Origin of the sequence: Streptomyces sp. NPDC091412 (genome assembly GCF_044756885.1) — a bacterium.
Lineage (GTDB): Bacteria > Actinomycetota > Actinomycetes > Streptomycetales > Streptomycetaceae > Streptomyces.
The window spans coordinates 722,534-742,477 of record NZ_JBIVTV010000004.1 but is presented as its reverse complement, the minus strand read 5'-3'; the positions used below and the strand labels follow the sequence as shown (position 1 = coordinate 742,477).

Below are 19,944 nucleotides of genomic sequence, written 5' to 3'. Positions count from 1 at the left end.
GCCCGGTCTGGCACATATGCGCGTTCACGGCCCTGACCTGCGCGTTGAGAGCCCGCTCACACCCATACGGAGCACCATAAAAGCGGCGGAAACCGGCAAAAGGGGGTGTTTGCGGGCGGAGTTCCCACCTGCTTTTCTGTACGGCGTCGCCAGGCTCCGCCCGGCCCGCACCGGGCGGGCTGAGCCGAGGGCACGCCCCGCCCCACACTCCGTGGTGCGCGGCAGCCCGCGATTCCCTGCCCCCGACGTGAGAGGTGATCCATGACCGTCTCCGCCCTCCGCGCCACCGCCACCCCGAAGAAGGCCCTCACCACCACCACCGTGGCCGCCGCCACCGCCACCCCGAAGAAGGCCCTCACCACCACCACCGTGGCCGCCGCCACCGCCACCCCGCAGAAGGCCCTCACCACCACCACCGTGGCCGCCGCCACCGCCACCCCGCAGAAGGCCCTCACCACCACCACCGTGGCCGCCGCCACCGCCGCCGTCCTGGCCCTCACCTCGACCCCCGCCCACGCGGCCCCGCGGCACTCCGCCGCCTACGCCAAGGCGGCCGCGCGCCAGATGATCCCGGATGCCGCGCAGTTCCACGCGTTCAGCAAGATCGTCCAGCGGGAGAGCGGCTGGAACCCGCGCGCCACCAACGCCGCCTCCGGTGCCTACGGCCTGGTCCAGGCGCTGCCCGCGTCCAAGATGTCCTCGGCGGGCGCCGACTGGCGGACCAACCCCAGGACGCAGATCAAGTGGGGCCTGAAGTACATGAAGTCCCGCTACGGCAGCCCGGCCGGCGCCTGGAGGTTCTGGCAGGCCCACGGCTGGTACTGAGCCCGCCCCACCCGCCGGCCGCCGCCTTCGCCGTGTCCGGCTGCCGACGCCCCCCCCGTTCTGCTTTCCTGAGCCCATGACGACGGACCCACCGCCGGGGGACCCGCCACCGGACGACCCCGACGCACGCGGACTGCGCCTGGTGGCGGTGCTCCTGGGGCTGACCGTGGTCAGCGGACTGATCGACGCGGTCAGCTACCTCGGACTGGGGCACGTCTTCACCGCCAACATGACCGGCAACGTGGTCGTGCTCGGCTTCGCCGCCGCCGGGGCACCGGGCTTCTCGGTGCCGCACACCGTCACCTCCCTGGTGTGCTTCCTGGTGGGCGCGACGGTCGGCGGCCGGGTCGCCCTGCGCTACGGCACCGGCTCGCGCCGCACCTGGGCCAGGGTGACCCTCGCCGCCGAGGCCGTCCTGGTCGCGGCGTCGGCCGTGGTGGCCTTCGCCGCGCCGGGCACGGAGGCCATGGTGTACTCCGTCATCGCCCTGACCGCCTTCGCGATGGGCCTGCGCAACGCGACGGTCATCAAGCTGAACGTGCCCGACCTGACGACCACCGTCCTGACCAGGACCCTGACGGGTCTCGCCGCCGACTCCAGGGCCGGCGGCGGCACCGGCCGCCGCTCCCCGCGCCGCACGGCCTCCGTGATCGCGATGCTGGCCGGCGCCGTCCTCGGCGCCTGGCTGGTCGTCCACCACGACCTGGGCATCCCCCTGCTGATCGCGGCGGCCATGGCAGGCATCCTGGCCGCGGTGACGTCGGGACGCGAATGACGCCCCGCCTCCGGTGGGAGGGGCCGTACTCACAAGGCACTTGATGTGCCAGGATGCCGCCCATGGTGAACGTGCACCGTCATCTGGCCGATGACGAGGAACTGATACATGCGACCCGCCAGCACTGGACGCAGATGGTGGGCGAGTTCGTCGTGCTCGTCCTCGTCTGGGCCGTGGCGGGCGCACTGGCGTGGGTGATCCCGTCCGACAAGGACTGGGGCACCGTCGCCCGTTACGTGGTGCTGGGCGTGGCGGTGGTCATCTCCGTCTGGTTCTGGCTGCGGCCGCTGCTGATCTGGCGCAGCACCGTCTACATCGTCACGACGAAGCGCGTCTCCGTGCGCACCGGCTTCCTGACGAAGACCGGGCACAGCATCCCGCTGACCCGCGTCAACGACGTCGAGTTCCGCGCCACGCTGTGGGAGCGCATCCTGCGCGAGGGGACGCTGACCGTCCAGTCGGCCTCGGAGCACGGAATGCTCGAACTGAAGCACGTCTCGGACCCGGAGGGCCTCCAGGGCCTGATCTACGAGGCCGTCGAGAACGAGCAGCGCAACCACCAGTGGGGCGGACAGGTGCCGCCGGTCGCCGGCTGACGATCAGCCGGCGTCGGCAGCCGCCCACGACACGAACTCGGTGAAGGCGCCGGAGCCTCCCTCTCAGCCCAGCTTCCGGCAGTAGAGGGCGTCCGGGGTGCGGCTGGAGCCCAGCCGGCCGGTGTAGGCGATTCCGGCCAGGTACTCGTCGTTCGCGCACTGGCCCTTGTAGTGGCCGTAGGCGAAGTCGCCGCCCCGGGGGGACGCGCCCCTGTTGTCGCTCCGGTCGAACCAGACGGTCCGGCCGCTCGTGCCGAGTGCTCCGGCCGGGGCCGCGGTGCACAGGGCGGCGGAGACGGCGGAGCCGCGGACGCTGTAACCGGTGAGGAACTGGCCCTCCGCGCACTGGAGTTTGGTGTACCCACTGGCCCAGTCCTGGCCCGGGGCGACATGGCGCTCGTCGGTGACCACCTCGTGGGTGCCGGAGGGGTTCGCCAGGGGGCCCGTGGACACGTCCGTGCACAGACCGCGGTTGCCGGTGTGGCTGAGGCCGAGGAGGCGCTGTCCGTCGGGGCAGACGGCCTTGCGGGCGCCGGGGTTCCAGTCGGGCAGGGCGCGCATCCGCCGTGAGGCGACGAAGTCGCCGTGGTCGGGGCTGAGCATCGACCAGTTCGCCACGGGGGCGACCGGGCCGGTGCGCCCCTGGGCCCGGACAAGCCGGGTCCAGGCGGCGGCCCGCCAGTCGTCGCCGTCGTAGACGCCCATGCGGTGACCGGCCGCGTCCCAGTGCAGCAGGGCCCAGCCGTTGCCCTTGCGGTCCTCGTGCCAGCCGACGAGCGGCCAGTACGCGAAGTCGGCGTCGGCCCGGACGAGGTTGTCGACGAAGTTCTCGAACCAGGCACGCGGGGCGGCGCCGGTCTCCTCGCGGCCGCCGACGCCGAACTCGCTGATCCAGACCGGGGCGGTGAAGTGCTGGTCCTGCTCGGCGGCCACGTAGAGCGCCTGGCGGTTGACCACGTCGGTCAGTTCGGCGGGGCTGAGGTCGCGGTAGCGGGGGTCGCTGGTCTCGCCGAGTCCGGTGGCGCCGCTGTGGTTCGGGCCCGTGTAGTCGTAGAAGTGCGCCGAGTAGACGAGCTTGCCGGAGTCGACGAGCGTGTGGGAGAGGCGGCGTACGGGTTCCAGGGTGGGGCGCCCGTGCGCGAAGCCGTCGACCGGGATGCCGGTCCAGTTGATGCCCTCGACGACGATCAGGAGGTCGGGATCGGCCTCCGTGAGGATGCGGTCGGCGACGTGCTGCGAGGCGGCGAACCAGTCGTGGCCGTCGCCGAGGCCCCAGTTGGGGTCGTCCCAGACGCTGCGGCGCACCTCGTTGTAGAGGTCGGCGCCGACGACGCGCTTGTTGTCCTGGTAGCGGCGGGCCATGAAGAGCCAGTCGTTCTCCCAGGTCTCGGTGGATTGGCCGGCGTTCCAGCGCTCGTTGCCGTCCACTCCGCAGCACCAACGCGTCGTGTTGGTGTGGTTGTTGAGGATCACGGCGAGTCCGGCGTCGGTGAGCCCGCGCACCACCGCGTCGTACACCTGGAGCGGTGTCCTGCCGCGCAGGGAGGGATTGGCGGCGACGGCGCGGTCCGTGACGGGGCGGTCGTCGTGGATCATCTCGTTGGAGAAGGGCAGCCGGATGCTGTTGATCCCGATCTCCTGGAAGCCGGAGACGATCTCGGCCATGGGAGCCCGGTCAAGGCCCAGCGGGACGCGGCCGGAGTTCTCCCCCGCGTGGTGGTTGGCGTCGTCCTCGGTGCTCCCCGAGCCGTTCCAGGTGCCGCTGGCCCCGTGCCAGTTGCCCGACCGCAGCTTGAACCGGTTCCCGTTCGCGTCGACGATCCAGCGGCCGCGGGTGCTGAGCGGCGGCGTCCAGTCCGCGGCGGTTCCGGAGGACGCCGCGGCCTCGCCGCCGGGCTGCTGCGCCACGGCGGCCGCGGGGGCGGGCGCCAGGGGCGCCAGGGGCGCCAGCAGGAGTACGGCGGCCAGTGTGGCCCTGACGGAGAATCCGCGCACGGTGACCGTCCCGAGTGACGTGGATGTCATGGATGCGTCAGCATGGTGGATGGTGGGGCGCCAGTCCAGACCTGGCCGTCGAACCCGAGGTCATCGCGCGCAGTGCCCCACGCGGGCGCAGGCGATCACGTGCGCGCGGCGGACCCGGGTGCGCTCGCAGACCTCGAAGTGCCGCCGCGGTTCCTCCCGACCCCTTCCCCTAGGAAGGGGTCGAGCGGCCGGCCGGGCGGATCGGCCGGCGCGACGATCCGGTCGGCGGCCCGGATGCGTGGCAACGGGGCCCCTTGTTGTGCGGCTCGTCAGCGGAGGGCGGGTTCGGCTGTCGGTTGCCTCTCCGGTGCGGCGGGCGCGGCGACCGCGCGCGGGCCGGACAGCAGGTAGGTCAGCCCGAAGCCCGCGCCGACGACGATCGCGCCGCCCACCGCGTCCAGCACCCAGTGGTTGCCGGTGGCGACGATGGCCGAGACCGTGAAGAGGGGGTGGAGGAGGCCCAGGGCCTTCATCCACCACTTCGGGGCGACGACCGCGATGACCACGCCGCACCACAGCGACCAGCCGAAGTGCAGGGACGGCATCGCGGCGTACTGGTTGGTCAGGGACGTCAGGGTGCCGTAGTCCGGCTGGGAGAAGTCCTGGACGCCGTGGACCGTGTCGATGATGCCGAGGGTCGGCATCAGGCGGGGCGGGGCCAGGGGGTACAGCCAGAAGCCGACCAGGGCCAGGACGGTGGCGAAGCCGAGGGCCGTGCGGGCCCAGCGGTAGTCCACCGGGCGGCGCCAGCACAGGACGCCGAGGACGGTCAGCGGGACCACGAAGTGGAAGGACTCGTAGTAGAAGTCGAAGAAGTTCCGCAGCCAGCCGATCTTCACCACGGCGTGGTTGACGGCGTGCTCGATGTCGAGGTGCAGGAAGCGCTCGAGGGAGAGGATCTCGTGACCGTGCTGCTCGGCACGGGCCCGGCCGCCGGAGATGCTGCCGCCCGTCGCCGCGAGGCGGACCTGCTGGTAGGCGGCGTAGGTCACGCGTATGAGGAGCAGTTCGAGGAACAGGTTCGGGCGGGTGAGCACCCGGCGCAGGAAGGGGAGCGGGGGGACCCGTCGGAAGCGGGCCGGGACCGGGGGCGCGTACTCCGTCGGGACGGGTGAGGCGTAGTGCTCCGAGGTGCGGGACAGGAACGGCACGGCCGTCGCGGCGGCGAGGGCGGCCAGCAGGACGATGTTGTCCCGCAGCGGGTTCAGGGCCGCGATGTGCGGCAGCATCATGTTCGCCGACAGGGTCATGACGAGGATGACGGCGACCGGCCAGACGTACCGGTCGGAGGCGCGGCGGCCGACCCGGCCGACGACCGCGAGGAGCACCCACAGCAGCTGGTGCTGCCAGGTGGTGGGCGACACCGCTATCGCGGCGCAGCCGGTGATCGCGACGGCGAGCAGGAGCTGGCCGTCGCGGGCGTAGCGCACGGCCCGGCGCAGGCCGAGCACCGCGACCGCCGCGCCCAGCAGCAGGAACAGGCCTATCTCCAGCGGGCCCGTCAGGCCGAACCGCAGCAGGGCGCCGTGCAGGGACTGGTTGGCGAGGGCGTCGGCGCGCCCGCCGAGGCCCACGCCCGCCATGTGGTGCACCCAGTAGGTGAAGGAGTCGCGCGGCATCGCGGCCCAGGCGAGCGCGGTGCACGCGGCGAACGTGACGGCGGTGGAGACGGCGGCCTGCCGTCGCCGGGTGAACCACAGCAGGGGGGCGAAGAGGAGCACCGTGGGCTGCAGCGCGGCCGCGAGGCCGATCAGCGCGCCGCCGACCCGCTGCCCGCGCACGACGAAGCAGCCGAGCAGCACGAGCAGGACCGGGATGATGCTGGTCTGGCCGAGCCAGAGCGCGTTGCGCACCGGCAGCGACAGCATGAGCAGGCTGATCGCGACGGGCGCGCCCAGCAGTGAGGTGCGGCGGCCAGCCGGATCGGGCAGGGCGCGGGCGGTGATCAGGCCCAGGGCGACCACCAGCAGCAGCGTGCCGAAGGTCCATCCCCAGCCGAGCGCCTGCTCGGCGGCCCTGGTCAGCGGCTTGAGCACAAGGCCGCCGAACGGGGTGCCGGTGAACTGCGTCGACTCGTACAGCGACCCCTTGACGTGCAGGACGCCGTCGGGTCCGACCCAGGTCTCCAGGTCGGTGAGCCGACTGCCGCGCGGGGTGCTGAGGACGACGGCCACCTGCCGTATCGCGAGGATCCCGGCGATCAGCCACAGGCCCAGGCGGGTCGCGTGCAGGCGGGCCGTGGCCGGGTCCGCCGCCGTTCCGAACACCGCCGTCGGCCCCCCACCGCGCTCCGCATCCGCCACGCCCCCTCGGCCTCCCGCCCCTATGTCCCGCGCGCTCCCGCGCCGGGAACCCATTCGCCATTCCCGGGAGGCTCGCACCTCCCCCGGAGAAGGACGCGGCTACCCCCGATTCACCTGGCGTCCGCTCGCCTTTTGTCAGGATGACGATAGTGCGCGGACGGTTCGGTTCCCCGGCCGGGGCGCGAGAAGGATCACAGTGCGGTGCCGGGAATCACGGTCCGTGCAGGGACTAAACGCCTGTACAGAGAACATTTAGGTGCAGTATGCATTGACACGCGTACGGTGCGTAACGGACACAGGTAACCGTATGGTCGATTTTCGGCCTGCCCCGGTGGGCTGCTTTCGGCCCCCGCGTCAGCGCTGCCGCACGGGCCGGGTCCCTGTCCCCGTCGAAAGGCAGGCGAGCGAAGCCTTGTCAGCTGTCACCGTCACCGCGCCCCGGGCCGTCTCCCTCACCAAGAGCCGCCACACCACCGTCACCGACCCGGCGCTCGTCCGGCGCGCCGTGAAGGCCGCCGCGCTGGGCAACGCCATGGAGTGGTTCGACTTCGGTGTCTACAGCTACATCGCGGTGACGCTGGGCAAGGTCTTCTTCCCCTCGGGCAACCCGACGGCGCAGTTGCTCTCCACGTTCGGCGCCTTCGCCGCGGCCTTCCTGGTCCGCCCGCTCGGCGGCATGGTCTTCGGCCCGCTGGGCGACCGCGTCGGCCGCCAGAAGGTGCTGGCCTTCACCATGATCATGATGGCCGTGGGCACCTTCGCGATCGGCCTCATCCCGTCCTACGCGACGATCGGCGTCGGAGCGCCGCTGCTGCTGCTCGCGGCCCGGCTGGTGCAGGGGTTCTCCACCGGCGGCGAGTACGCGGGGGCGTCCACCTTCATCGCCGAGTTCGCCCCGGACAAGCGGCGCGGCTTCCTCGGCAGCTGGCTGGAGTTCGGCACCCTGGCCGGTTACATCGGCGGCGCGGGCCTGGTCACCCTGATGACGGCCCTGCTGTCCTCGGACCAGATGACCTCCTGGGGCTGGCGGATCCCGTTCCTGATCGCGGGCCCCATGGGCATCATCGGCCTCTATCTGCGGATGCGCCTGGAGGAGACCCCGGCGTTCGCCGCCGAGGCCGCCGCCTGCGAGTCGAACCGCCCGAAGGTGCCGCTGCGCGAGATGATCGCCGACCAGTGGAAGGCGCTGCTGCTGTGCGTGGGCCTGGTCCTGGTTTTCAACGTCACCGACTACATGCTGCTGTCGTACATGCCGAGCTATCTGACCAGCGTGCTCAAGTACGACGAGACGCACGGCCTGATCGTCGTCCTCGGCGTGATGGCCCTGATGATGATCGTCCAGCCGTTCGCGGGCGCGCTGACCGACCGTGTCGGACGCCGTCCGGTGATCGCCGCCGGCTGTGCGGGCTTCCTGTTCCTGTCGATCCCGGCACTGCTGCTGATCCGCCAGGGCAGCCTGGCGGCGGTGGGCCTGGGCATGGCCGCCCTGGGCCTGCTCCTGGTCTGCTTCACGGCCGCGATGCCGTCCGCGCTGCCGGCGCTGTTCCCGACCCGGGTCCGCTACGGCTCGCTGTCGATCGGCTTCAACATCTCCGTCTCGCTGTTCGGCGGGACGACCCCGCTGGTGGTCACCGCCCTGATCGGCGCGACCGGCAACCTGATGATGCCCGCCTACTACATGATGGCGGCCTCGCTGATCGGCGGCGCGGCGGTCTGGTTCATGGCGGAGTCCGCGGGCCGGCCACTGCCGGGCTCGGCGCCGTCGGTGGAGGCTTGAGAGCCTCCTGTTCCGGCCGCCCGGCCCACCTGACTTCCCACCGCCGTCCCCGGCCCCTGCCGGGGGCGGCGGTGCCGTCGCGGCCCGAAGACGGCCGCTGTCGCGGTCCGGCGGCTGCCGTCGCACTCCGAAGGCCGCGGCCGTCACGGCCCTCGGACGCCCGGACCCACGGGCCGCCCCCGAACGACTGACATTGCCTGACAGCACCACCGCACCCGGCTATATTCGTTAGCCCGGCTAGTTAGAGAATCTAACTAGACATACGAAAGGCCTGGTGCATGAGCGACTCGCAGCTGTGGGACGACGTGGACGCCTACTTCTCCACTCTGCTCTCCCCGGAGGACGAACCCCTTCAGGCCGCGCTGCGCGACAGCGACGCGGAGGGGCTGCCGCGCATCAACGTCACCGCGAACCAGGGCAAGCTGCTGCACCTCCTCGCCCAGGTCCAAGGCTCCCACGCCATCCTGGAGATCGGCACGCTCGGCGGCTACAGCACCATCTGGCTGGCCCGCGCGCTGCCCGCCGACGGACGGCTGGTCTCCCTCGAGTACGACCCGCGCCATGCCGACGTGGCCCGCCGCAACATCGCGCGCGCCGGCCTGGACCGGGTCGCCGAGGTGCGGGTGGGTCCGGCCCTGGAGTCGCTGCCCCAGCTCGCCGACGAGAACCCGCCGCCCTTCGACCTGGTCTTCATCGACGCCGACAAGGCCAACAACCACCACTATGTGGAGTGGGCGCTGCGCCTGACCCGCACCGGCAGCCTGATCGTCCTGGACAACGTCGTACGCGGCGGCCATGTCACCGACCCCACCAGCACCGACCCGAGCGTGCTCGGCACCCGGGCCGCCCTCGAACTCATCGCCGAGCACCCCAGGCTGGACGGCACGGCGATCCAGACGGTCGGCACCAAGGGCCACGACGGCTTCGCGCTGGCGCGGGTGCTGGAGTGAGCGGCCGAAATGACCGGGCGGAGTGAGCGGCCGAAGTGGCCGGCCGGAGTGACCGGCCGCCCGTCCGGCACCCGCGCGGTGCTCATACCTCGTGGAAGAACCCGACGTTGACGCTGCGCGGACTCGTACGGTCCTGCACCACGATCTCGCCGGATCCGCCCCGAGGCAGCGCGACGGTCCCGCCGTAGGCGAGCGGCTGAACGTACTCACCCGTGGTCAGCCGGACCTCGGACGACGGCTCCGGCTGGGAGCCGCGCAGCCAGGTGACCTGCCAGGTGCCGTCGGCCGCACACTGGAAGTCCAGGTGGACCCGGGAGACGAACAGCCAGTCGTCGGGCGTCACCAGGCGGCACACGGCCGGGTCCCGGCCCACCCGCAGCGCGGCACCCGGCTCGCTGGGAGCGTCGGCCATGAGCATCCCGGCCGTGGCGCCCGCGTCCGTCCCGGAGACGGAGGCCATGGTCAGTTCGAGCACGTGGGTTCCCCCTGAGACGTCCTTCGCGCGGTGGCCGGATTGCCTGGCCGCCGCCGCATGATAAAGCGCCCGGCCCTGCCGTGTCCGGCACAATGGACCCATGACCGAGCGAAAGCCACCTGGTGTCGCGTTCGGCTCCTGGGTCGACAAGCAGATCCGCGACGCGCAGGGACGCGGAGAGTTCGACCGCCTGCCGGGCGCGGGAAAGCCGCTGCCGGACGACATGACGTACGACGAGCTGTGGTGGGTCAAACGGAAGATGGCCCGCGAGGGCCTGTCCTACCTGCCGCCGTCGCTCGCACTGCGCAAGCAGGCCGAGGACGCGCTCGCGGCGGCCCTCGCGGCCCCCTCGGAACGGATCGTCCGCGCCGTCATCGCGGACATCAACACCAGGATCCTCGACATGATGCTGAAGCCGCCGCCGGGCCCACCGCTCGGCCTGAAGCGGTACGACGTCGAGGAGGTCGTCCAGGAGTGGCGGAGGCGGCGGGAGACGGCCGGGTAGGTCCTGGCGTCCGAGCAGGCCTCCCGGTCCCGTGGGCCCGCGGGACGTCCGGCAGTCGCTTTAACGGGTTGCGTCCGCCGCCCTCCGCGTCCCCACAATGTCGGTCGTGACCTGGACCATCGCCCCCGAGCCCGTCAACTCCCCTGCGGCCGCGGCACTGTGGCGCGCGTACTACACGGAGGTCAGCGACCGCTGGTACCTGCTGCACGAGGGGCGCCGCACCGACCCCGCCGAGCTGAAGCGGGAGATCGCCGCCGGCGCGGGCGCCGAACTCGCCCCACCCACCGGGCAGTTGCTCATCGCCCGGTACGACGGCACCCCGGCCGGCACCGCGGGCGTACGGCTGCTGGACGCGGAACGAGCCGAACTCACCCGGGTGTTCCTGCGCGAGGAGATGCGGGGCAGGGGCGGCGCCGCCCTCCTGGTCGCCGCGGCCGAGGACGCCGCCCGCGCGCTCGGCGCCCGGCGGATGATCCTGGACACCCGCAGCGACCTCGTGGAGGCCCGCGCCCTGTACGCGCGGCTCGGCTACACGGAGAACGGACGACACAACGACGACCCGTACGCCGAGCACTGGTTCGGCAAACCGCTGCGCTGAGCCTCCGTCCCCCACCGGCTTCGGCTGGTGGCTGCCGGCCCCGGTCCGTGACTGTCGCCTTCGGCCGGTGGCAGCCGGCTTCGGCCGGTGGCAGCGCGCCCAGGCCGGCAGCCGAGAACCCCCGGCCGGTGACCGCGCGCCCAGGCCGAGTGACTGAGCACCCGGGCCGGCGGCCGAGAACCCCCGGCCGGTGACTCACATCGGGCGGGGAGCCGGCGTCCGGCCGTCGTGCGGCCACTCCCGGTCCGGGCGCTCCCGATCCGGCCGCTCCCGGTCCGACCCGCACAACTCCCCCGTCAGCTCCTTCACCAGCTGCACCAGGTCGGTGGGCCGTTCCGGCCCCCACCAGTCGCCGAGCAGCCCCGCGAGCGACTCCTCCCGGGCGTGCGCCAGACGCTCGGCGGCCTCCAGGCCCCCCTCGGTCAGTACGAGGTCCACGCCGCGACGCTCACCCAGATGCCGCTCCTCGACCTGGCGGGTGGCCCCGATGATCACGCCCAGCGGGATGGTGGTGCGCTCGGCCAGCAGGGCGGGCTCCACCCAGCCGTACTTCTTCATCCGCAGCAGCAGCCAGCTCGCCGCGGGGTCGAGGTCGTAGCCCGCCCGCACGGTGATCTCCCGGTAGACCTCGCGCCGCCCCTCGCGGGTGCCCAGCACGGACAGCGCCCGGCACACCTCGTCGTACGAGGACCGCTCGACCGGGTTGGTCGCGTACGTCTCCGTCACATCGGGGGCCGTGACCGAGCCGCGCAGCCGGTCCTCCTTCAGGAACCAGGCCAGCACGAAGCCGAGGAGGGCGACCGGGGCGGCGTAGAGGAAGACGTCGGTGATCGCGGACGCGTACGCGTGCAGGGCCACCGGACGCAGCGTGGCCGGCAGGGCGGCGATGCCGCGCGGATCGGACTCCAGGGCGTTCGCCGACACCCCCGGCGGCAGCGGCACGCCGGTGAAGGCGGCGGTCAGTTTCTCGCCGAGCCGACTGGCGAAGACCGTGCCGAAGATGGCCACGCCGAAGGAGGCACCGATGGAGCGGAAGAAGGTGGCGCCGGAGGTGGCGACGCCGAGGTCCTCGTAGCTGACGGCGTTCTGCACGATGAGGACGAGCACCTGCATGACCAGACCGAGGCCCACGCCGAAGACGAAGAAGCAGGCGCTCATCACGGCCGTCGAACTGTGCTCGTCGAGCTGGTGCAGCAGGAGCAGGCCGATCGCGGTGACGGCGGTGCCCACGACGGGGAACACCTTCCAGCGGCCGGTGCGGCTGACGATCTGCCCGGAACCGGTGGAGGCCGACAGCATGCCCACCACCATCGGGAGCATGTGCACACCGGACAGCGTCGGCGAGATGCCCCGCACGACCTGGAGGAACGTCGGCAGGTAGGTCATCGCGCCGAACATGGCGAAGCCGACGATGAAGCTGATGACCGCGGAGAGGGAGAACGTGCGGATGCGGAACAGCTTGAGCGGCAGCACCGGCTCGGCCGCCCTCCCCTCCACGGCCAGGAACGCGAGGACGAGTGCGACGCCCACCACCACCAGTCCGATGATCTGCGGCGAACCCCAGCCCCAGGTGGTGCCGCCGAGCGAGGCGACCAGCACCAGGCAGGTGGCGACCGAGGCGATGAGGAAGGTGCCGCGGTAGTCGATGACGTGCCGCTGCGACCGGTGCGGGATGCGCAGGGCGGCCGCGATCACGGCGAGGGCGACCATGCCGACGGGCAGGTTGACGTAGAACACCCAGCGCCAGCTCAGGTGCTGGGTGAACAGCCCGCCGAGCAGCGGCCCGAGCACACTGGTCGTGCCGAACACCGCACCGAACAGGCCCTGGTAGCGGCCGCGTTCGCGGGGTGAGACGACATCGCCGACGATCGCCATCGACAGCACGATCAGCCCGCCGCCGCCCAGGCCCTGCAAGGCCCGGAACCCGATCAGCTCGGGCATGTTCCGCGCCATGCCGCACAGCGCGGAACCGATCAGGAAGATCACGATCGCGGCCTGGAAGAGCTTCTTGCGCCCGTACAGGTCACCGAGCTTGCCCCACAGCGGAGTCGCGGCGGTCGACGCCAGCAAATACGCCGTGACCACCCAGGACAGATGCTCCAGGCCGCCGAGGTCGCTGACGATGGTGGGCAGCGCGGTCGACACGATGGTCTGGTCGAGCGCGGCCAGGAGCATGCCGAGGAGCAGCGCGCCGATCGAGACGAGGACGTTGCCCGACACCTGCTCGGGCGGGGCCGCGGGGTCGCCGGGCGGGGGCTGGGGGGCTTGTGGGGGCGGCGGCGACTGCGGCAACTTCGGCGAATTCGGCGACGCGGGCACGGCCGACGACGGCCGGTCGCCGTCGGGGACGTCGCCCGTCGTCCCCGTCATGCCGGTCCTGCCGTGTCCATCGCCGGCCATGGAGTCCTCCCGACGCTCTCGTGACATCTTCCATCGTCATCGGAGTGTCCCGTTATGGCCTGTTGAGTCCTGCCGGAAGCCGCCATTCCGGGGGCCCTTCGGGGAGAAGGTGTGTGGACGATCTGCATAATCCTTGGAGTTCGCACGGGAGGGGACCGACGCGTGGAAGAGCGGAAGGGGCATGCCTGCCCCGAATGCGGGGTGCCCCGGGGCACGGACAACACCCCGTCCTGCGCCTGCGGAAGCCGGGCGTCCGACGCTCTCCGCGACGCCCGAACGGCCGAAGCCGCGGCGGCGGAGGACTTCAATCCACTGCGGATTCGGCCGTACGTGGACATCGGGGAGACGCCGAGGGAGAGCGGCGCGCTGACTGGGGACGTTCCGGCGGGGGGCACCCCGGCAGGGGGCACCGCCATGCCGGGGGGCGCCCCGGCTGGGGGCGGCGCGGTCGCAGGGGCCGCCGGGGTCGCTGAGGCGATGGGAGTCGCTGGAGCCGCCGGGGTCGTTGGGGTCCCAGCAGCCGCCGGGGCCGCCGGGGTCGCTGGAACCGTCGGAGACGCTCAGAGCTCTGGAGCCACCGGAGCCACCGAGGCTTCCGGGGCGATCGGGGTCGCCGGAGCCGCTGTGGCCGCTGGACCCGCCGAGGTCGGTAGGGCCACCGGAACCGCCGGAGTCACTGGAGACGCCAGGACCACCGGGGGCGCCGGATCCGTCGGAGACGCCCGGGTTGCTGGAGCCACCGGAGATGCCAGGGCCGCCCGAGCCACCGGGGCTTCCGGAGTCACGGGAGCCGCTGGGGCCATCCCTGGAACCGCCGGGGCCGCCGGGGCCGCCGAAGCCACCGGTGAGCAGCCACGGCCCGCCTCCCCCGCGGAGGCCACGATGGCCCTGCGGGCCATCCCCGCGGAGGCCGTGTCGGCACGGCAGACCGCACCCGCTGATACGCCGACAGGGCAGCAGGGCACCCCCACCGAGTCCTCACCGTCACAGCAGGACACCTCCACCCAGCCGTCGACGACACAGCTGGGCGCCCCCACCCAACCCTCGACGACACAAGAGGGCGCCCCCGCCGAGGCCACGATGGCTCTGCGGGCCATCCCCGCGCAGCCGCCGACCCGCACCACCCCACCCGGCCTGTTCGCACCGCCACCGGGCGCACCGAGCGCGGCCGACGTGAGCCTGTTCGACCCGGCGACGGAGGCGGACCCGGCGACCGCCCCGGAGCCGACCGCCGGCACCGAGAGCCCCAAGGGCCGGGCGGGCAGCCACCGCGGCGGCCGGCGGACCCGCCCCGTCGTCGTACTCGCCGCGTGCGCGGTCGTGGCCACGATCGTGGCGGGGGCCGGGTTCGCGAGCGGGCTGTTCTCCTACGAGTCGCCGGAGCGGGACCATGCCTCCCGTCAGGTGCGGGAGAGCGTGCCGGACGTGTGGGTGGAGACACCCACGGCATCCGCGCCGACGGCCGCCGCGCCGTCGTACGCGTCGTCGGCGCCGACGACGGCGAGCGAGCCGCCGTCGCCCGGCGCGAACGCCTCGCCGTCCGCGTCGGCCTCGGAGTCGGGGACGGGGGCGGCGGAGCCGTCGCCGTCCGGATCCCAGGAGGGGAACGCTCCCGGCACGGGGTCGGAGCCGGACGGGCCGACGCAGACCGCGACGACGATGCGCGCCAGCGCCCCGGCGGCCCCCGCCCCGGTACTGCGCCGCGGCGACCAGGGCTCGGAGGTGACGGAACTGCAGACGCGGCTCGCCCAGTTGTTCCTCTACCCGGGGAAGGCGGACGGCGTCTTCGGCCGCCGGCTGGAGAAGTCCGTGCGCGCGTACCAGTGGTCCCGCGGTATCACCGACGACGAACTCGGGGTCTACGGACCGGCGACGAGGGCCCGCCTGGAGTCGGAGACGACGGCGCCCTGAGCCTGGGGTGCGGTCGACGGACTGTAATTCTCGACCCGGCGATCCGGCTGGGTCGGGCTGCTGTCGGGCTGACACGTCACACCTGCCTGCCGAGGTGACGGCGTGTGATCTGCGGCACCTGCGCCCCGGCGGACGCGGTCGGCCGGTCGGGTGGTGACACTGGACACTCCGCCCGTCAACGCCGCTGTTCAGGCACCGCCACAAGGGGCCCATTCCAGGAGCAACGCCCTTTGCCCAATGGAAGGTTGGGGCCTCCGTAATGGCGTGCTCACGGGGTGACCGATGGGGAGGTCGGGATCGGTCCCGGCCGCAACCAGGCCACGGGGGTCTGCTGGGAGAAGCCGGGTCAGGAAGGGCCGCCATGACCAAACGGTCCGATGTGGTGAATCCAGCCTGTTCGTACCGGCGCACGGGACACAACCCGGGGTGCGGGGTGTGGAGGCTGGAGAGCCTGACCGGGTGGGAGCGGGAAGTGCTTCTGCTGCTCGGGACGGGCTTGGGCAACCGGGAGTTGGCCCGGGAGCTGGGGATCGCGGAGCGCACGGTGGCGCGGCCTGGGCCGGAGCCGACAACAGGCGCGCCTACTGACCCCGCCTCCGACCCCGGGGCCCGTGACCGGGGCCCGTGACCGGGGCCCCTGCCCTGCCTCTGCCCCGGTCGTCGGGGCACGGGGAGGACAATGATCGGTGAAGCGGGCCGTCGCCGCGCGGGCGGCCCGTGACCAAAGGGGGAATGACGTGACTGTCAGCTGGCGCAGCGCCGTGTCCTACGCGCTCACCGTCATAGTCCTGTCCTGGCTGACCGGGGCGGCCGTGGACCTGGCGTGGACGGCCGCTTCCGGCAGCGGCCTCGGGGGGTGGGCCTCCCTTTGGGTGAGGGACCCGTGGAATGCGGTCTTCGTCGTGGCTGCCACCGCGTCCCTGACGCTGGCCAGGGGTCTGCTGGCCGCGCTGCCGCGCTGGCGCGTGGTCCTGGTCGACGGATTCGTCTACCTGGTGATGCTGCTGGCCTGCTCGGGGCTGTCGGCGTGGGCCGCCGGCGACGACGCCCCGGCGGACACCGCGTCCATGATGGCGGTCTACGCGCTGTTCACGCTTCAACTCCCCGCGGCGTGGCTGCTGTGCGTGTGGCGGACGGGGCACCTGGAGGTCGTTCTCAGCCGGGCCGGACGGAACGGGACGCACAGCGGCCACAAGAACCACATGGACGACGGGGACGACCAACGGGACGCGACCGGGCGATGACGACGACCCGACGCCCGTACGCGGCCGTGGTGGTCGTCGCCACCTGTGCGATCCTCGTCGGCTGCTCGACCCCGGACCCGATCGGCGACACCACACCAGGGGAGCAACTCACCAGGGCTCTGAAGGAGGGCGAGCGCCCCGCCGCTCCCGACTTCTCCGGCACCTCGCTGGAGGGCGACGAGATCCACCTGTCCGACTACCGGGGCAAGGTCGTACTGGTCAATGCCTGGGCCTCCTGGTGCGGTCCCTGCCGGGCGGAGGCGCCCGAGTTGAAGAGGATCCAGGAGAAGTGGGGCGGCCGCGGCGTCCAGGTACTGGGGCTCGACAACGACGGCAGCCGAGCCGACGGACTCGCCTTCCAGAGGGAGTTCCGTCCGGGCTACCCGTCCCTGCACGATCCGGCGGGCAAGCAGGCCCTGAGGCTGCCGCACGGCCTGGTGAACACGCAGACGCTCCCGTTCACGATCGTCATCGACCCGGCGGGAAAGGTGGCGGCGACTCGCTTGGGACCGGTGACGGAGCCTCAGATCGAGAAGGTCATCGCCCCGCTGCTGGCCGCCGCGGGGCACCCTTCCTGAGGGCACGCGGCCGGAACAGCGCACCTGGGGTCTCTCGTTCGGACCGTGCCGGGCTGATCCCGAACGAAAGACCCCCAGTGCCGCGGCAGGCAACGTTTGCCCGTGAAGGAGCGGCGTCCGGTGCGTGCTCCGGGGACCCCTGCTCGAAGAGCCGGGGGGAGCGTGCCGGGCGTCGCGACGGGGCAAACGTTGCCTTCCGCGGCACCAGCTAGGCCACGTGCAACCGGACGCTCCCGTCGCCCACGGCCTCGACCCGCACCTCTGTCAGGTCCCGCACGACCGCGTCCGGCCGGTGGAACCCGGCACGCGGACCGACACCGATCACCCGCATGCCCGCGGCGCGGCCCGCCGCAATGCCCGCCCCGGAGTCCTCGAAGACGACGCAGTCGGCGGGCGCGACACCCAGTTCGGCGGCGCCCTTGAGGAAGCCCTCGGGATCGGGCTTGCTCGCCCCGACGGACTCGGCGGTGACGCGCACGTCGGGCAGGGACAGGCCGGCGGCGGCCATCCGGGCCGTGGACAGGGCCACGTCGGCCGAGGTCACGAGGGCGTGCGGCACCTCGCGCAGCCCCGCGAGGAACTCCGCCGCCCCCGGGATCGGGATCACGCCGTCCATGTCCGAAGTCTCCTCGGCGAGCATGCGCGCGTTCTCGGCGAGGTTCCGCTCCACGGGCCGGTCCGGCAGCAGCAGGGCCATCGAGGCGTGCCCCTGCCGACCGTGGACGACCTTCATCACCTCGTCACCGTCCAGCCCGTGGCTGTCGGCCCAACGGCGCCAGATCCGCTCGACGACGGCGTCGGAATTGACGAGGGTGCCGTCCATGTCCAGCAGGAGGGCGCGGGCGGTGAACACGGCGGTGGCCGTCATCGGCAACTCCAAGACACAGCGAAAGGGGGCGTGGGAGCACGCCCCCGAAGAAACAAGGCGGCCCCGTCCACCGGTCAGGGAAAGCGGACGGGAGCCACTTTGTTTCTCCACGGTACAAAACATCCGGGCATCTGGCCACCACACCCCCGGAGCCGGGGCCGAAGCGGCCGGGCAAAGCGGGGTGCAGGGGCAGAGCCCCGCCGCCGGATCCGGGGCGGGGCCCCAAGGCAGGACCCCCTGACCAAAACCCCCGTCACGCCACCGCCTCCCACAGGCTCCACGCCCCCAGCCCCGCCATCAGCAGCGCCGCGACCTTCGTGATCAACGCCAGCGGCACCCGCCGCATCAGCGCCTTGCCGCCCACGATGCCCAGCCCCGCCACCGCCCACAGCGCCAGCACCGCCCCCAGCCCCACCGACAGCGGATCGTCGTAACGAGCGGCGAGGTTCGCCGTCATGATCTGCGTGAGGTCACCGAACTCCGCGACCAGGATGAGCATGAACCCCGTCCCCGCGACCTTCCAGAAGGACTGGTCCTCGGGCCGCCGGACGTCCTCCTCGCCGTCGTCCTTCTTCAGCAGCAGCATGGCCGCGCCACCGAGGAACAGCACGCCCGTCAGCGCGTGCACGATCCGCTGCGGCAGAAGCGTCAGCACGCTGCCGGCCGCCACGGCCAGCACCACGTGCAGCAGAAACGCGGCGGCGACGCCGGCGAAGACGTACGAGGCCCGGTAGCGCGTACCGAGGACGAGCCCCGCGAGTGCCGTCTTGTCCGGCAGCTCCGCGAGGAAGACGACGCCGAAGACGAGCGCCAGGACGCTGAAGGTGATCACTGTTCCTCAATCGGTCGGGGCCACCCCGCCGAGAGTGCTGCGACTGGTGCGACAAGACGCCTCGGCAGGGCAGCACACGGTTCACCCCGTGCCGTACGGCACGGGCGTGCACTGCTTACCGAAGGTCTCGCTGGCCGACCTCGCTCACGAGGTCCGCCTCCGGGCGCCGGCTCAGCCGAGCTGAGCAGTATGTCGACGGTCCGGCGAAGAGCTACTCCCCTTCCGCGCCCCCATCGTACGCGACCGCCCGCGCGACCCGCCCGGCACCGAGATCCACATCACAGCGAACAGCAAGTCCAGTCGCACCCCTTGCCGTGTCATGCACACGTCACTAACTTCTCACCGCACGCTCACCCGCCCGCAACACTGCGCGGCGAGCATTCCCTCGCCCCCCCTGCTCGCACCCAACGCCCCTCACCCCCAAGGGAGTTCGCATGTCCCGCAGGTTCAAGCTCTACGCGCGTCAACGACTCAGCATAGTCGCGGCGATCACCGGACTCATAGCCTCCATAGGCCTGTTGAACGGCCCGACCGCCTCCGCCGCCCTCCCCACCCCCGTCAGCGCGGCCACCGCCCGCACCTACCTCGCCTCGCTCACCGTCGCGACGCCGAACCACACCGGCTACGACCGCGCCCTCTTCCCGCACTGGATCACCATCAGCGGCAAGTGCGACACCCGCGAGACGGTCCTCCAGCGGGACGGCTCGAACGTCGTCACCGACGCCAACTGCGCGGCCGTCAGCGGCAGCTGGAAGTCGGCGTACGACGGCGTCACCTTCACCGTCTCCTCCAGCCTCGACATCGATCACGTCGTTCCGCTCTCCGAGGCCTGGGACTCCGGCGCGAGCAAGTGGACCACCGCCCAGCGCCAGGCGTTCGCCAACGACCTGACCCGCCCCCAGCTGATCGCCGTGTCGGCCAGCTCCAACCGCTCGAAGGGCGACAAGGACCCGGCGCAGTGGATGCCGACCCAGACGTCCTACCACTGCACCTACGTCCGCGCCTGGGTGCAGGTGAAGTACTACTACAACCTCTCCGTCGACACGGCTGAGAAGAGCGCGCTCCAGAACTACCTCGCCGCCTGCTGATCCCCCGGCCCTCCCCACCCGCCTCCGTCGCCCCGTACCGCCGCCGTGCCGTACGGGGCGACGGAGACCGGCCGGACGGACGCCGAGGCCTCGGTAATCACATCAACCCCCAATGAAACTTCTGTCACACTTCGGCGTACGCTGTATGGCTGTTCAAGGCCGCTCCTGCCGCTCCCGCGCGACACCGCGGCACG

18 protein-coding genes are annotated in these 19,944 nt (G+C 72.1%); 12 read left to right on the top strand and 6 right to left on the bottom strand.

The genetic code is table 11. The features are described 5' to 3' along the window. Positions 1-417: 417 nt before the first annotated feature. The 3 genes from ACIQMV_RS14585 to ACIQMV_RS14575 all read left to right on the top strand — a co-directional run bounded on the left by ACIQMV_RS14585 (position 418) and on the right by ACIQMV_RS14575 (position 2,196). Entirely contained in the window at positions 418-825 is a 408-nt protein-coding gene (locus tag ACIQMV_RS14585) for a transglycosylase SLT domain-containing protein (RefSeq protein WP_402592922.1), read from the top strand. A 76-nt stretch (positions 826-901) separates the two neighbouring features. Further along, on the top strand, positions 902-1,600 hold the full coding sequence (locus ACIQMV_RS14580) for a YoaK family protein (RefSeq protein ID WP_402592888.1): 699 nt from the start codon (positions 902-904) through the stop codon (positions 1,598-1,600). A 62-nt stretch (positions 1,601-1,662) separates the two neighbouring features. Beyond that, a complete protein-coding gene (locus ACIQMV_RS14575) occupies positions 1,663-2,196 on the top strand; it encodes a PH domain-containing protein (protein ID WP_402592887.1) in 534 nt (177 codons plus the stop codon). Between the two features lie 63 nt (positions 2,197-2,259). On the opposite strand, the gene ACIQMV_RS14570 is transcribed toward ACIQMV_RS14575, so the two are convergent. Continuing rightward, positions 2,260-4,221, bottom strand: coding sequence for a glycoside hydrolase family 5 protein (locus ACIQMV_RS14570; RefSeq protein ID WP_402592886.1), 1,962 nt, complete (start codon positions 4,219-4,221; stop codon positions 2,260-2,262). Positions 4,222-4,490: 269 nt separating this feature from the next. After that, positions 4,491-6,524 (bottom strand): bifunctional glycosyltransferase 87/phosphatase PAP2 family protein, encoded by a 2,034-nt coding sequence (locus ACIQMV_RS14565; RefSeq protein WP_402592885.1) that lies wholly within the window; start codon positions 6,522-6,524, stop codon positions 4,491-4,493. Positions 6,525-6,936: 412 nt separating this feature from the next. On the opposite strand from ACIQMV_RS14565, the gene ACIQMV_RS14560 reads away from it, so the two are divergent. Together ACIQMV_RS14560 and ACIQMV_RS14555 are read left to right on the top strand one after the other, a co-directional pair. After that, entirely contained in the window at positions 6,937-8,301 is a 1,365-nt protein-coding gene (locus tag ACIQMV_RS14560) for an MFS transporter (RefSeq protein ID WP_402592884.1), read from the top strand. Between the two features lie 278 nt (positions 8,302-8,579). Then, entirely contained in the window at positions 8,580-9,251 is a 672-nt protein-coding gene (locus tag ACIQMV_RS14555) for an O-methyltransferase (protein WP_141361308.1), read from the top strand. Positions 9,252-9,333: 82 nt separating this feature from the next. Here ACIQMV_RS14555 and ACIQMV_RS14550 read toward each other — a convergent pair whose 3' ends face one another. Beyond that, positions 9,334-9,726: a hypothetical protein gene (locus ACIQMV_RS14550; RefSeq protein ID WP_402592883.1), complete on the bottom strand. Its 393-nt coding sequence runs from the start codon at positions 9,724-9,726 to the stop codon at positions 9,334-9,336. 100 nt (positions 9,727-9,826) lie between these two features. Here ACIQMV_RS14550 and ACIQMV_RS14545 point away from each other — a divergent pair, with 100 nt between their 5' ends. After that, entirely contained in the window at positions 9,827-10,231 is a 405-nt protein-coding gene (locus tag ACIQMV_RS14545) for a DUF1992 domain-containing protein (protein ID WP_402592882.1), read from the top strand. A gap of 97 nt (positions 10,232-10,328) precedes the next feature. Continuing rightward, positions 10,329-10,829 (top strand): GNAT family N-acetyltransferase, encoded by a 501-nt coding sequence (locus ACIQMV_RS14540; protein WP_402592881.1) that lies wholly within the window; start codon positions 10,329-10,331, stop codon positions 10,827-10,829. 195 nt (positions 10,830-11,024) lie between these two features. Here ACIQMV_RS14540 and ACIQMV_RS14535 read toward each other — a convergent pair whose 3' ends face one another. Next, on the bottom strand, positions 11,025-13,229 hold the full coding sequence (locus tag ACIQMV_RS14535) for an MDR family MFS transporter (protein WP_402592880.1): 2,205 nt from the start codon (positions 13,227-13,229) through the stop codon (positions 11,025-11,027). A gap of 882 nt (positions 13,230-14,111) precedes the next feature. Between ACIQMV_RS14535 and ACIQMV_RS14530 the strand changes: the two genes are divergently transcribed. The 4 genes from ACIQMV_RS14530 (at position 14,112) to ACIQMV_RS14515 (ending at position 16,962) form a co-directional block, all read left to right on the top strand. Further along, positions 14,112-15,140, top strand: coding sequence for a peptidoglycan-binding protein (locus ACIQMV_RS14530; RefSeq protein ID WP_402592879.1), 1,029 nt, complete (start codon positions 14,112-14,114; stop codon positions 15,138-15,140). Positions 15,141-15,399: 259 nt separating this feature from the next. Beyond that, on the top strand, positions 15,400-15,768 hold the full coding sequence (locus ACIQMV_RS14525; protein ID WP_402592878.1) for a LuxR C-terminal-related transcriptional regulator: 369 nt from the start codon (positions 15,400-15,402) through the stop codon (positions 15,766-15,768). 109 nt (positions 15,769-15,877) lie between these two features. Continuing rightward, positions 15,878-16,384 (top strand): hypothetical protein, encoded by a 507-nt coding sequence (locus ACIQMV_RS14520; protein WP_402592877.1) that lies wholly within the window; start codon positions 15,878-15,880, stop codon positions 16,382-16,384. Further along, positions 16,381-16,962 (top strand): TlpA family protein disulfide reductase, encoded by a 582-nt coding sequence (locus ACIQMV_RS14515; protein ID WP_402592876.1) that lies wholly within the window; start codon positions 16,381-16,383, stop codon positions 16,960-16,962. Before ACIQMV_RS14520 ends, ACIQMV_RS14515 begins: the two co-directional genes overlap by 4 nt. Before the next feature lie 208 nt (positions 16,963-17,170). On the opposite strand, the gene ACIQMV_RS14510 is transcribed toward ACIQMV_RS14515, so the two are convergent. Together ACIQMV_RS14510 and ACIQMV_RS14505 are read right to left on the bottom strand one after the other, a co-directional pair. Continuing rightward, positions 17,171-17,830 (bottom strand): HAD-IA family hydrolase, encoded by a 660-nt coding sequence (locus tag ACIQMV_RS14510; RefSeq protein ID WP_141361293.1) that lies wholly within the window; start codon positions 17,828-17,830, stop codon positions 17,171-17,173. A 253-nt stretch (positions 17,831-18,083) separates the two neighbouring features. Then, positions 18,084-18,662, bottom strand: a complete 579-nt coding sequence (locus ACIQMV_RS14505; protein WP_402592875.1) for a TMEM165/GDT1 family protein — start codon at positions 18,660-18,662, stop codon at positions 18,084-18,086. Positions 18,663-19,096: 434 nt separating this feature from the next. Between ACIQMV_RS14505 and ACIQMV_RS14500 the strand changes: the two genes are divergently transcribed. Then, entirely contained in the window at positions 19,097-19,750 is a 654-nt protein-coding gene (locus ACIQMV_RS14500) for an HNH endonuclease family protein (RefSeq protein WP_141361289.1), read from the top strand. Positions 19,751-19,944: the final 194 nt, after the last annotated feature.